Consider the following 12,910-nt stretch of genomic DNA (forward strand, 5'->3'; position numbering starts at 1 on the left):
TCGAACAGCTGGTACATGGAGCGCTTCGACACCCCCGCCGCCTTGCACAGCGCGTCGACGCCGATGTTGACGCCGTCTCGGTAGGTGAGCGTGGCTGCTGCCTCCAGCAGCCGCTCTCGGGAGCTTGACTTCGCCTCGGTGGTCATGGGGCGAGGTTAACTCGATTCCGCCCCATTGAAAACCGATCGGTTTACGCCTTGCTGATGGGTGCCTTGGGAGCACGGCACCCATCAGCACAGGGCGTTTCTCACCTTCGGATCCGGACTCAGTGGGCGACCACCGGTTCGCCCTCCGACGGCGCCAGCGGCGCACTCGGTATCAGGAGGGCTGCAAGGACAGCACCGATCACGAAGAACCCGGCGCCCCAGGCCAGGGTGGCCGTATAGCCCTCGACCCCGGCCCGGGCCACGGTCAGTGCGCCCGGCTTGTGCGAGGACAGGTAGTCGGCCGTGGCCGATGAGGCGACGGTGGTCAGCAGTGCCGTGCTGATCGAACCGCCCACCTGCTGGCCGGTGTTGATCAGCGCCGAGGCGACGCCCGAATCCTCATGGTGGATGCCCGCCGTCGCGCCCTGGAACGCGGTGGTCATCACTCCGCCGAGGCCGAGCCCCAGCAGGATCATGCCGGGCATGATGTGGGCGACGTAGGTGCTGTCCAGTGCGAGCCGGGTCAGCAGGGCCATACCGGATGCGGCGACCAGGAAGCTCCCGCTGATCACGATCTTCGGACCGACCCGGGGCAGCAGCAGTGAAGGCGCCGTGGTCGAGGCGGCGACGATGCTCGCGACCATCGGCAGGAACGCCAGACCGGTCTTGATCGGCGAGTAGCCGATGCCGGCCTCGAGGTAATAGGTCAGGAACAGGAAGATCGAGAACATTCCCATGCCGATGACGAACACCGCCAGGAACGAACCACCGCGGGTCCGGTCAAGCACGAGCCGCAGCGGCAGCAGCGGATGGGCGGCCCGGGACTCCAGCCACACGAACACCGCGAGCAGCACCACACCGGTGATCATGGAGCCGAGGGTGACCGGGTTGGTCCAGCTCGTGGATTCGACGTGTGCGAAGCCGTAGACGATGGCGAACAGGGCCGCGCTCACGGCGGCGGTGCCGGGAATGTCGAGTCTGGGCCGCTCGGTCAGTGCGGGCTTGGCCAGCAGCAGCACCGCGCCGACCAGTGCGATCGCCGCGAAGACGACGTTGACGTACATGACCCAGCGCCACGACGCCCATTCGGTGAGCATGCCGCCGAGCAGCAGACCCACCGCGCCGCCGGCACCGGCCAGCGCGCTGAAGATGCCGAAGGCCTTCGGCCGCTCGGCCGGGTCGGTGAAAGTCACGCTGAGCAGCGAGAGTGCCGCGGGCGCGAGCAATGCGGCGAAGAGTCCCTGGGCCACCCGTGCCGTGACGAGGATGCCGAAGTTGCCGGCCGCGCCGCCCAGGACGGATGCGCCCGCGAAACCGATCAGGCCGGTCACGAAGGTGGTCCGTCGGCCGAGCAGATCACCGAGTCGGCCGCCGATCAGCAGGAGGCTGCCAAAGGCCAGGGCGTAGCCCGTGATCACCCACTGCCGGCTCCCGTCGCCGAAGCCGAGGTCATGTTGCGCCGCGGGCAGCGCGATGTTCACGACGGTCGCGTCGAGCGTGACCATGAGCTGCGCCGTGCCCAGCACGACAAGCACCCACCAGCGCACGGCATGTGAGCCGCGCCGGCCCGAGTGTGATTTCCCGGAGGCGGGTGCCCCGCGGTCGTAGGTCGTACTCACTGTTCCCCTTGGTTGCTGGCTGATGGCCGACCCGCAGGTCGGAAACCGATCGGTGTCCGCTTAGGTAAACAGATCGGTTTCCTCGGCGCAAGCGAGCGGCGCGCTCTGGCGATACCGGAGCGCACTGCTGGACTTGCGCAGGGAAACCGATCGGTTTACCTTGTTGGAACTGATCGGTTTCCCGCTACGCCCCAAGGAGTCCGCGAGATGGCCGCCCACGAGTCACGTCCCTCGATCCACATCCCGGGGACGACGAGCCACACCATCGCCCCGCGCGCGGGGCGCGGCGGCGAGGGAACCCTGCGCTACCTCAAGGCGGGCAGCGGCGCCCCGTTGGTCCTGCTGCACACCGTGCGCACGCAGGCCGAGCACTTCCGCCACCTCATCCCGCTGATCGCGGACCGGTACACCGTCCATGCCCTGGATCTGCCGGGCATGGGCTACTCCGAGATCGTGCCCGGGGCGTCGTACGACGAGCCGTCCATGCGCGCGGGCGTCGAGCGGCTCCTGACCGAACTCGACCTGCACGACGTGACGTTGGTGGGGGAGTCCATGGGCGCGGTACTCGCCCTGACCACCGCGGCCGATCTGCCGGAGCGGGTGCGCCGCGTCGTCGCCGTGAACACCTACGACTTCCGCGGCGGTATCGCCCGCTCCGGTCTCCTGGCCCGCGTGGTGGTCAGCGGCGTCCTCGCGCCAGGAGTGGGCCCGGTGATCGCCGGGGTGGAGCCCAGGCCCGCCCTGCGCGCGATCCTGCAGGGCGGCCTCGGCGACAAGAGCGCGCTGCGGGGGGACTACGTGGACGAACTCCTCCAGGTGGGCCGCCGCCCCGGCTACCCCACCGTCGCCCGGGGCGTGTACCAGGCCCTGCCCAGCCTCATCGCGGCCCGCTCGCGCTACCCCGGGATCAAGGCCCCCGTCCACCTCGTCTACGGCGAGAAGGACTGGTCCCGCCCCTCCGACCGGGAGGCCAACCGACAGCTGCTGCCGGCCGCCGACTTCACTCAGGTGCCGAAGGCAGGCCACTTCATCGCCCTGGAACGCCCCGACGTAGTGGCCGACCTGCTGAACACGGCCTGACCGTCGCCCTGAATGCCGTACGTCTTTTGAAGGTGTGAATCGTGAAAATATCTGTTGTCGGCGCCGGAGCGATCGGGGGCAATCTCGCGCGCAAGCTGGGCGCGGCCGGTCACGACGTCCAGGTGGCCGGTGCCCACGGGCCCGCGGCCGTCGCGCCCGGCGTGCTGGAGACCGGCGCCCGCGCCGTGGCCCTTGACGACGCCGTCAAGGACAGGGACGCCGTCATCCTGGCCATCCCCTTCGGAGCGGCGGGACAGCTGGCCGACCTGTTCACCTCCGTCCCCGCCGAGACGGTGGTCATCGACACCTCCAACTACTACCCCCACCTCAGCGGGCGGATCGAGGCGGTTGAGGGAGGTGCGGTGGAGAGCGTGTACACCTCCGAGCTCCTTGGGCGCCCCGTGGTCAAGGCGTGGAACGCCGCACTGGCCGATACGCAGCGAACGAAGGGTGTCCCGGCGGGCACCACGGGCCGCATCGCCATCCCGGTCAGCGGCGATTCGGAGGAAGCGAAGCGTCTGGCCATGCGGCTGGTGGACGACACCGGATTCGACCCCTACGACGCGGGAGCGCCGGCCGACTCCTGGCGTCAGCAGCCGATGGGCCCCGCTTACTGCACCGAACTGACCCTGGCCGAACTGCCGGCAGCCCTGGCCGCTGCCGATCGTGCCAAGGACACGGCTGTCCGGGAGAGCCTGGCGGAGCGCTTCGCCGCCCTCGCCGCCGACCCCTCCCTGGAGGACGTCGTCGAGATGAACCGCGCTGCCCACCGCTGACCGGGGTGGGCCTGCCCCGCACTTTCCGGGACAGGCCCGCGGTTGTCCGCCGCTCTCTTCCCGTCAGGCCGGCTGCCAGGAGAGGATCGCCTGGTACTGCGACTCGATGCCGCCCGCCGCGATGATGCTCGACGGAACCTGCGCCGACCCGGTGACGGCGTGATTGTCCTTGATCAGCACCTTCTTGTTGTCGTAGTCGGACGGACCGTTGGGCCAGTAGTTGCCCTCGATGTCCGTGGGGTCGTACGTTCCGTCGCCCGCCGTGTAGTTCACGTGCTTGCTGCCCCACGGCGAGACGTTGATGTTCCACACCGCGTTACCGAGGATCGAGACGTAGGTGGCGCCGTTGTCGGTGTACAGCACGTGGCCGCCCGAGGTGTTGAGCTGGTCGTGGACGACGTTGCCGACGACCTTCTCACCGTTGGCCATCGAGGTGCCGGTGATGCCGTTCGTGTAGACGGCGCCGCCGTCGCCGAGCAGCGACATGTGGTCGTGGATCAGGTTGTACGAGATCGTGTTGTTGTTCGAGTAGTTGGGCTGTGCGGGCAGGCTCACCTTGTCGGGCCAGCCGCCCCAGCCGATGGAGATGGCCGTGTAGGGCACATGATCGATCTGGTTGTGGGTGATCGTCGAGGTCTCGATGTATCCGGCGTCGATGGCGACCCCGCCGTGGTACTCGGTGGCGGTGTCGTAGAAGTGGCTGTCCTTCACGGTGATCCCGCTGGTGTGCTGTGCCGCATTGCTGGGCTGGGGGATGTCCACGCCGCCCAGGTCGAGACCGTTGCCGGAGATGTCGGTGAACACGCAGGCGGTGACGGTGTCGTTCTGCGAGCCGTTGCCGAGGTCGAGTCCGGCCGCCCCGAGATGGACGAAGTAGTCGTGGTCGAAGTGGATGCTGCTGTCGTAGGTGAACCGCACCGCGCCCGGCATCTTCGTCCAGTTGCCGTACGGGCAGGTGCCGCCCGACACGAAGGTGCACAGCCCCTGGGTGGCGTAGCCCGTGGTGCCGGTGACCTGGTACGTCGCCTGGATTTCGGAGAAGCCCGTGCCGGTGTTGGAGGTCGTGTAGTTCGCGTAGCTGAACTGGATGCCCTGGAAGCCGATGTGACTGGGTTCGTCCGAGGCCTTGCCGGAGGTCGCCACGAGGGTGTCCAGCGAGGGTGCCTCGACGTCCGCGCTGGTCAGGTCCTGCCCGGAACGCGGGATGTAGTAGAAGCGGTGCTCGGTCCTGTCCAGGTAGAACTCACCGGGCTTGTCGAGGAGTTCGTAGGCGTTCTCCACCGCCGTAGGTGCCTCGGTGATCGATTTGCGCCCGACGAGGTTGTACGTGCGGCCCGAGTCGTCGGTGCGCATGACCCGCTGGGTGGAGTTGTTCCAGCAGGGCTGGGCCATGGTGATGGCGGCACTGGTGACCGAGGCGACCGGACAGCGTGGCTCGGTCCACAGTCCGAGCCCGCCCCGGTAGACGAACTCGATCGCCGACCGATTGCGCCAGCCGGCCATGGGGTCGCCGGACGCCGTGGTGTACCCGGTCGCCGTCTGCTTCACCGACACCGGCAGAGAGCCCGTGGCGCGCTGGGCGCGTACGCCGTTCACGTACAGCTGCCGGGTGTCCAGGCCGCTGGGGGCCGGGGCGGACCAGATGCTGCTGTCGGCGCTGGTCCGCGACCAGCCGGTGACCTGGACACCGCCGCTGATGACCGGAGCCTGTCCGGCTGCCGCCTTCCACCAGACGGTGCCGGCCGTGCCGCCGCCGGAGTCCGCGGAGCTGAAGGTGAGGGTCTTGGACAACCGATAGACGCCTCCGGCCAGCGTCACGGTGATCGGACCTGACGTCGACTTGTCGATCGACCGGACCGCAGTCTGTGCCTTGGTGAGGGTACGGAAGGGGGCGTCGGCGCTGGTACCCGGGTTGCTGTCACTCCCGCTCGGCGAGACGAAGTAGGTGACCGCGGTCGCGGCGTGCGCGGGTGCGGTGAGCACTCCAAGGGACAGGACTGCGCAGAAGAAGGCCGCAAGGACTCGGTAAGACCCGATGAATAAGACGAGGGGTCCGGCGGGTCTCGCGGTATGTGTCTGTTCTCTTGTCAGAAACATGCAGGAAAGGTAGGGGCACGGGGGTGGGAGGTCAATGACTGCGGCGCAGATACATCGGACCAATGACGCGCTTCCGTCGGCGGCCTGCTGACACCCGCGCCGCCGACGGAACCGCCGGGCTCAACCCCGGTACTCAGGACGGCTGTTCAAGCGGTGAACGTGTGGGTACCGGAGCCCACCCGGTACACGGCACAGCCGTCCTCCCGACGGACGAACGTGCCGTGGGTGTGGGTGACCTCCGCCGGGTCGGAGGTCGGGATCCAGACCTCCGCGGTCGTGTTGGGCGGCACCGCGCAGGTCAGGGTGAAGCGGCCGGAGCGCAACCGCCACCGGGTGGAGACGGGCCCGTGGACCGAGGTGAAGGTGGCGCGGGCGGAGGTGACCGCGCCGCCCGGTCGCGGGCGCACGACGATCTCCCGGTAGCCGGGCCGGCCCGGCGCGATGCCGGCGATGTTCGTGTACATCCACTCACCGACCGAGCCGTAGGCGTAGTGGTTGAAGGAGTTCATGCCCGCGTCCTGGAAGCTGCCGTCGGGCCGGATGGAGTCCCAGCGCTCCCACATGGTGGTCGCGCCCCGGTCGATCTGGTAGCCCCAGCTGGGGTAGGAGCGCTGCTGGAGCAGGCGGTAGGCGACGTCCGTGTGTCCCGTGTCGGTGAGGACGGGCAGCAGCCGGGGCGTGCCGAGGAACCCGGTGGACAGGTGCCAGTCCCGGCCCTCGATCAGTGCCACCAGCCGGTCGGCCGCCGCCTTGCGGGACGCGTCCGGAAGCAGGTCCATCGAGAGGGCCAGGACGTACGCCGTCTGGGTGTCGCCACGTACCCGGCCGTCGGTGGTGACGTAGGCGTTCTGGAAGGCCGTTCGTATCCGCCCGAAGAGGTCGCGGTAAGGCCGGGAGTCCTCGCCGAGCTCGGCGGCCATCCGGGCCGCTAGGTCCGCGCTGTGGGCGAAGTACGCGGTGGCGATCACGTCCTTGGGGGTGTCGTCGTCCAGGTTCAGCCAGTCGCCGTAGCCCTCGGCCGGGCGCAGCAGGCCGGTGCTGTGCTGCTCCAGGTAGGTGAGCCAGGCCCGGACGGAGGGCCAGGCGTCGGCCAGGACCTGGCGGTCGCCGTAGGCCTGGTAGAGGGCCCAGGGGACGGTGACACCGGCGTCGCCCCAGCCCGCCGTACCGCTGCCGAGGGTGCCGACCGCGGGGGCCACGTCCGGGAAGGCGCCCGCCGGGGTCCGCGAGTCCCGCAGGTCGACGAGCCACTTGGACAGGAACCGCGCCGACTCCATGGTGTAGGCGGCGGTCGGCGAGAAGACGTTGATGTCGCCGGTCCAGCCGAGCCGTTCGTCGCGCGCCGGGGTGTCGGTGGGCACGGACAGGAAGTTTCCGCGCTGCCCCCAGGTGATGTTGCGGTGCAGCTGGTTCAGCATCGGGACGTCGGTCTCGAAGTCGAGGGTGAAGGGGGCGTCCGTGTGCATGACCCGCCCCGTGACGGCCTTCGCGGTGGGGGTGCCGGGGAACCCCGTCACCTCCACGTACCGGAACCCGTGGGAGGTGAAGCGGGGTTGGTAGACCTCCTCGCCCCGGCCCTTGAGGGTGTAGGTGTCCGTCGCCGCCGCGCTGCGCAGGTTCGCGGTGTAGACGGTGCCGTCGGGGTTGAGGACCTCGGCGTGGCGCAGCCGGACGGTCGTCCCCGCGGCACCGGAGACCCGCAGCCGTACCGAGCCGACCATGTTCTGCCCCAGGTCGAACACGAAGACGCCGGGCCTGGGCTGGGTCACCGCCTTGGGCGTCAACTCCCGTTCCACACGCACCGGTCCGTCGACCTGGGCGACGATCAGACCCGGTCCGATGCCGCCCTCGCCGCGGACGGCGATCCAACTCCCGTCGTCGAAGCGGGGCGAGGTCCAGCCGGGGGTCTCCTTGCGCGCGTCGTACGTCTCGCCGTTCAGCAGGTCGGCTGCGACGATCGGACCGGCGGCGGCCCGCCAGTCGGTGCCGGAGGTGACGCGGCCACTGGTCCCGTCCGCGTACTCGACCTCCAACTGGGCCAGCAGCGCCGGATGGGGGCCGTACTGGCCGGGCCCGAACATGCCCACGTTGCCCGCGTACCAGCCGGGGGCGAGGTAGGCGCCGATGGCGTTGGCGCCCGGTCTCAGCAACTCGGTGACGTCGTACGTCTGGTACTGCACCCGCGTGCGGTAGTCGGTCCAGCCGGGGGCGAGTTGGTCGGTGCCCACTCGGCTGCCGTTGAGGTGGGCCTCGTAGAGGCCGAGCGCCGTGGCGTACAGCCGCGCGCGGACGACCTTCTTGGGCGGGAGGCGGAAGGTGTGCCGCAGCTGGGTGACGGCGTACGACACCGGGACGACCCGCCCCCAGGGGCCGGAACCCCAGTCCGCCGCCACCGCGGCCGCCGGCCAGGTGCTGTCGTCGAAGCCCAACTGCTGCCAGCCGTCCGCCGGTTGCTGGTCGGTCGCCTTCCATGAGCCGTCGGTGTACACCTTCTGCTCACCGGAGGCGGTACGGACCACGAGGACGGCGAGCAACCCTGCCGGGCCCACGGCCGCGTTGGTGGCGGAGACGGTGACAACGTTGTCCCCTGTTCGCACCTGGTCGAGCACGTCGACGACGGCCGGGCGGCGCCAGTCCTCGTTGTCGGTGTCGAGGTCGGTGCGGGCCACCTCGACGCCGTTGACGGAGACGGCGTAGACGTTGTCGGCGGTGATGGCGAGCGTCGCCGATGTGATGGCGTCGGGCAGGTCGGCTCTGCCGCGGAACCAGCGGGTGGCCGCCGGCACGCTGCTCGTCGGGTCGCCCTCGGGGAACCAGATCCACGAACCGCCCTCGAAGGACGGCGCGTCGGTGAGGCTCGCCGGGGCGGAGATCCAGTCGGCGGTCCAGTGCCCGGTGTCCATGAGCCCGGTCTCCCACCACGAGGGCTCGCTCCAGGCGGAGACCCGGCCGTCGCCGTCCCAGACCCGCACGGACCAGTGGTAGCGGGTGCGGGGCTCGAGGGCCGGTCCCGCGTACGGCACGAGCACCGAGTCGGCGGAGTGGACCTTCCCGCTGTCCCAGACGTCCGGACGGGCCAGCCCCGAGGCGCTGGTGGCGACCCGGACCTGGTAGGCGCTCTGCCGCACCCCCGTCCCGTCGGCGGCCAGCGGCCAACTGAGACGCGGGCGCGGGGTGTCGATGCCCAGGGGGTGTCGGACGTACTCGACGCTGGGCCCGGTGACGTGCGGGCCGGCGCTCCTTGCCGCTCCGGACCCTGGCGAGGCCACGGCCGAACCGCTGTCGACCGCCGCCGCAGCGACCGCCGCGGCGGCGGTCGCGAGAATGTTCCTCCTGCTGATCACCACGACTCCTCACACACAGGCAAAAGAATGAATCGATTCAGATGGGGGAGGCGTGGCAAACCTAGAGCGGGGTGGGGTGAGGGTCAATCGTCGTGCAACGCTTTTTCGCACGTGGACATTTCGAGGCGCTGCACGGCGTCAGCGACGGGATGGGTGAGGGGCCGGGCACTTGAACGGTTTCAATCCGTCCGTCCGCCCCACTCGTTCGAGAGACATAGCGCACAACCACGGCAGAACTGCCCGATGTCGGGGTATCCGAGTTCGCGTAGGAGTCCTCCGGTGCATTGTTGCTGTTTGACAATAGTAGCCGTGAGGCAACAAAGTAAGCGGGTCGGACGTACGCGGGAAGGACCTGGAATGCTCCGGTGGGCGGAGGCCACTCCGTGTGCTGGTCACCGACGTCGAAAGCCGACGGTGACACATGCGTCGCGAACGACGGTTCAGGCGGTTCGGCTGCCCGAATCCGCGACGGCGTCGTGTATCTGCGTCGCCGCGGCGGCGCAGAACGCTTCCAGCCCCTCCAGCAGCGCGACCCGCTTGGCGGCGGGCATATCCCGCAGCACCGTCTGCAGCTCCCTCTCCCGGCGGGCGCGCAGGTCGGCGAGGAAGGCGCGGCCCCGGTTGCTCAGGTGTAGCCGCACCTCGCGGCGGTCCTCCGCGCTCACCTCCCGCTCGACGAACCCGGCGGCCACCAGCCGGTCGCACAGCCGGCTGGTGGACGGCGGGGTGGAGGCGAGGGACTCGGCGAGTGTGCGCAGCCTGATGCCGTCCTGGTGCTCCAGGATGTGCAGCACCCGCAGCTGGGACGCGGAGGTGGGCGCTGTCGAGGCCCGGCCCCACACGACCTCCAGCAGCTCAACGGCCGTGGTGGTCACACGCGCGACCTCATCGGGCTCCGGGGGGCGGCGGAAGGCAGTCACGATCACTCTCTCGCAGGCACTGGGGTGCCTGTCAGCGTACTAGCCGCGCGCCCTGGCCACCGAGACAACGGTCCGCCCGACGTGGCGCACCCTCCAGCTCGGCCTTGCGCGTGAACCAGGTCGTCCGGCGAAGGATTGGTGTTTCCCTCATCATGAAGAGATTTGTGGCCGCTGAACGCGCTCTGCGCACAGCGGCGCCCCACGAGTTGCTCGACGCCGTACGCGCCGCGCTGCTCGAGCAGTACGACGCGCGGAGCGTCGAGTTGTACATGGCCGACTACGGACTGACCGTGCTGCGGCCCGTGTCGGTCCCGCCGCACACGCCGGAGCCGGTGTCGGTGCACAACAGCCCGGCCGGCCGGGCCTTCGGGTCGCAGCGGCCGTATCTGGAGGAGGGGCGAAACGGACCGACCCGTCTGCATCTGCCGGTCAGTGTGCGCGGCGACCGGCTCGGCGTGCTGTCCGTGACCCTGTCCCGCGGTGACGTCGCCCGCCAGTGGGAACCCGAACTCGCCGAGATCGCCAATGTGCTGGGACACGAACTGATCGTGGCCGAGCGCGACACCGACCTGTACCTGCAGGCGCGGCGCAAGGACCGGCTGACCCTGGCCGCCGAGATGCAGTGGCAGCTCCTGCCCGGCCGTTCGTGTTCCCGGCCGGAGTACGACCTCGCGGCCCAACTGGAGCCCGCCTACGCCATTTTCGGGGACAACTTCGACTGGTCGGTCACCGCCGACCACCTGATGCTGTACGTCACCAACGGCATGGGCGAGGGCATAGAGGCCTCCCTGCTGACGAACCTGGCCATCAACGCGCTGCGCAACGCCCGCCGCGCGGGCATCTCCATCGCAGATCAGGCGGCCCTGGCCGACCAGGCCATCTACGCCCACTACCAAGGGCGTTGCTATCTGTCGGTCCTGATGTTCGACTTCGATCTGACCACGGGGCGTGCCGTCGTCGTGGACGCGGGTTCCCCGCGGCTGCTGCGGCTGCGCAACGGCAGCGTGGAGCCCGTCGACTTCGACGCCCAGCTGCCCCTGGGCATGTTCGAGGAGACCGACTACGTGGCGCAGGACTTCCATGTCGAGCCCGGTGACCGGCTCGTCTTCGTCAGCGACGGCGTCCATGCCGTCGCCTCTCCGAAGGGGGAGGCGTACGGCGACGAGGCTCTCACCCGGGCCGTTCAGGCCACCCGGCTGCTGCCTGCCGCCGAGGTGCCGCGCGCGATCCTGCGGGAGCTGACCGGCCACCGCGGCGGAGCCGTGCCGGACGATGACGCGCTGGTCGTATGCCTGGACTGGCGCGGCAGGGCGCTGGATTGACAGTCCACCGGACCGTCCGGCGGCGACAGGCGGTGTTGTGGGGCGCGTACCCGCCCGCTAATGTTTGTCATGCGGCAACAATTGCCTGATGGTCTGCCGCTCGGCGGGTCGCAGCCTCGCAGCAGGGAGACGATGCAGGTGGCGGAGCAGAACACGGCTTCCGAGGCGGCGGGCGGACTGGCTGACTTCCTGCGGCGGCGCCGTGAGCAGATCGCCCAGCGATGGGCCGACGCGGCCTTGTTCCGTACGGTGTTCACCGTCGCCCGGGACGAGGCGGTCGAGGCGTCCAAGGCCGTCGTGGACGCACTGGCCCAGGTGGCCCGCTCCGGACGGCTGGAGGATCTCGCGGCTCCCGGTTTCACCGCCGTCAGAGAGCAGCTCGGCCGGATGTCCGCCTCCCGCGGCCGGGCCGGATTCACCCCCGCACAGATCGACAGCGAGGTCGCCGGCCTGCGCGCGCCGGTCATCGCCCTGCTGCGAGCCGAGTGTGACGCCCCCGCGGAGGGGCCCGCACATGACTGCGCCCTCGCGCTGACGGCCCTGATGGGCACGCTCCGCCTGGTGGTGCTGGAGGCGATCGTCGAGCACGGGGCCGCGTACGCCATCCTCGACATCACCGGTGTGCCGACCGTCGACTCGCTCGTGGCACAGCACCTCATGAAGACGGTCGCCGCGGCACGCCTGATGGGCGCGGAATGCATCGTGTCCGGCATCCGTCCGGCCATCGCGCAGACCATCGTCCATCTGGGGATCGACCTCGGGACGGTCGTCACGCGGGCCGGTCTCGCCGACGCCCTGACCCACGCCCTCACCGAGCAGGGTGTCGTCGTCTCCCGGCACTCCCTCGCGGGAGCGAGCCCGCAGTGACCGGCGCCGCCACCCGTGCGGGCCCGGTGCCGCAGGCGGCGCCCGGGGACGTCCTGTCGGCCACCCCTGCCGAGCCGTGCCACGGGATGGCCGGACAACTCCCGCGCCAAGGCGTCCGCCCCCGGGGATGCGGTCCGGCTGCCATGGACGCGGGCCTGCTCGACATCGTCGGCCTCGAGTCCGTCGCCTCCTCCCACAAGCCGGTTCGGGCCAGGACGGCCGCGAACGCCCGGTCGTCGGGCGTCACGTGCGCGCCAACTCCGTCCGCCCACCCGGAAGAGGGTGCGTGATGCATGCCCCACCCGCCTCCACCACGCCTTTGCCGATCCGCTCGGACGAGGATCTGGCGTGGGTACGTCAGCAGGTGCGCCGCGCGGCCGTCGGCCTCGGGTTCAACCTGGTTCAGCAGACCAAGCTGGTGACCGCGGCCAGCGAACTGGCCCGGAACACCCTCATCCACGGCGGTGGCGGTCACCTGGAGATCGCGGTGCTCCAGGACGGCCCCCTGCGTGGACTGCGGCTCGCCTTCGTCGACACCGGCCCTGGTATCCGCGACGTCGACCAGGCCATGACCGACGGCTACACCACCGGTGGCGGCCTGGGTCTGGGACTGAGCGGAGCAGAGCGGCTGGTGCAGGAGTTCACCCTCGACAGCCGCCCCGGCGAGGGCACCACCGTCACCATCACCACCTGGGTCTCCGGCCTGCCCGCACCCCGCCTTGGTGGGGCATGAACAGAG

11 protein-coding genes are annotated in these 12,910 nt (G+C 70.0%); 6 read left to right on the top strand and 5 right to left on the bottom strand.

Annotation, left to right across the window (positions count from 1 at the left end; all coding sequences use genetic code 11):
* Positions 1-146 (bottom strand): TetR/AcrR family transcriptional regulator (locus ABZ453_RS08775; protein WP_359013391.1); only part of this gene is annotated, 146 nt, incomplete at its 3' end.
* Positions 147-265: 119 nt separating this feature from the next.
* Complete coding sequence (locus tag ABZ453_RS08780) at positions 266-1,765, bottom strand: MFS transporter (RefSeq protein WP_359013006.1); 1,500 nt, start codon at positions 1,763-1,765, stop codon at positions 266-268.
* 207 nt (positions 1,766-1,972) lie between these two features.
* Here ABZ453_RS08780 and ABZ453_RS08785 point away from each other — a divergent pair, with 207 nt between their 5' ends.
* Positions 1,973-2,845 carry an alpha/beta hydrolase gene (locus ABZ453_RS08785; RefSeq protein WP_359013008.1) on the top strand — a complete coding sequence of 291 codons (873 nt, stop codon included), beginning with the start codon at positions 1,973-1,975 and terminating at the stop codon, positions 2,843-2,845.
* Between the two features lie 41 nt (positions 2,846-2,886).
* Positions 2,887-3,621, top strand: coding sequence for an NAD(P)-binding domain-containing protein (locus tag ABZ453_RS08790; RefSeq protein ID WP_359013010.1), 735 nt, complete (start codon positions 2,887-2,889; stop codon positions 3,619-3,621).
* A gap of 63 nt (positions 3,622-3,684) precedes the next feature.
* Here the strand turns inward: ABZ453_RS08790 and ABZ453_RS08795 are convergent, their stop codons facing one another.
* From ABZ453_RS08795 to ABZ453_RS08805, 3 genes are all read right to left on the bottom strand, one after another.
* Positions 3,685-5,604: a right-handed parallel beta-helix repeat-containing protein gene (locus ABZ453_RS08795; RefSeq protein WP_359013012.1), complete on the bottom strand. Its 1,920-nt coding sequence runs from the start codon at positions 5,602-5,604 to the stop codon at positions 3,685-3,687.
* Positions 5,605-5,864: 260 nt separating this feature from the next.
* Positions 5,865-9,062 (bottom strand): alpha-L-rhamnosidase, encoded by a 3,198-nt coding sequence (locus ABZ453_RS08800; RefSeq protein WP_359013014.1) that lies wholly within the window; start codon positions 9,060-9,062, stop codon positions 5,865-5,867.
* A gap of 440 nt (positions 9,063-9,502) precedes the next feature.
* Positions 9,503-9,937, bottom strand: coding sequence for a MarR family transcriptional regulator (locus ABZ453_RS08805; RefSeq protein WP_359013016.1), 435 nt, complete (start codon positions 9,935-9,937; stop codon positions 9,503-9,505).
* 197 nt (positions 9,938-10,134) lie between these two features.
* Here ABZ453_RS08805 and ABZ453_RS08810 point away from each other — a divergent pair, with 197 nt between their 5' ends.
* The 4 genes from ABZ453_RS08810 to ABZ453_RS08825 all read left to right on the top strand — a co-directional run bounded on the left by ABZ453_RS08810 (position 10,135) and on the right by ABZ453_RS08825 (position 12,904).
* Entirely contained in the window at positions 10,135-11,304 is a 1,170-nt protein-coding gene (locus ABZ453_RS08810) for a PP2C family protein-serine/threonine phosphatase (RefSeq protein WP_359013017.1), read from the top strand.
* A gap of 132 nt (positions 11,305-11,436) precedes the next feature.
* Positions 11,437-12,171: an STAS domain-containing protein gene (locus ABZ453_RS08815; RefSeq protein ID WP_359013019.1), complete on the top strand. Its 735-nt coding sequence runs from the start codon at positions 11,437-11,439 to the stop codon at positions 12,169-12,171.
* Positions 12,168-12,461, top strand: a complete 294-nt coding sequence (locus tag ABZ453_RS08820; protein WP_359013021.1) for a hypothetical protein — start codon at positions 12,168-12,170, stop codon at positions 12,459-12,461. The genes ABZ453_RS08815 and ABZ453_RS08820 overlap by 4 nt, the downstream gene beginning before the upstream one ends.
* Positions 12,461-12,904 carry an ATP-binding protein gene (locus ABZ453_RS08825; protein ID WP_359013023.1) on the top strand — a complete coding sequence of 148 codons (444 nt, stop codon included), beginning with the start codon at positions 12,461-12,463 and terminating at the stop codon, positions 12,902-12,904. Before ABZ453_RS08820 ends, ABZ453_RS08825 begins: the two co-directional genes overlap by 1 nt.
* Positions 12,905-12,910: the final 6 nt, after the last annotated feature.

The sequence above is a fragment of the Streptomyces sp. NPDC005799 genome, assembly GCF_040630525.1.
GTDB classification, from domain to species: Bacteria; Actinomycetota; Actinomycetes; order Streptomycetales; family Streptomycetaceae; genus Streptomyces; species Streptomyces griseorubiginosus_B.

What these genes read in the sequence shown, in the direction of transcription:
- ABZ453_RS08785 (WP_359013008.1), top strand. Translation starts at nt 1,973, where the DNA reads ATGGCCGCCCACGAGTCACGTCCCTCGATCCACATCCCGGGGACGACG.
- ABZ453_RS08825 (WP_359013023.1), top strand. Translation starts at nt 12,461, where the DNA reads ATGCATGCCCCACCCGCCTCCACCACGCCTTTGCCGATCCGCTCGGAC.
- ABZ453_RS08810 (WP_359013017.1), top strand. Translation starts at nt 10,135, where the DNA reads ATGAAGAGATTTGTGGCCGCTGAACGCGCTCTGCGCACAGCGGCGCCC.
- ABZ453_RS08815 (WP_359013019.1), top strand. Translation starts at nt 11,437, where the DNA reads ATGCAGGTGGCGGAGCAGAACACGGCTTCCGAGGCGGCGGGCGGACTG.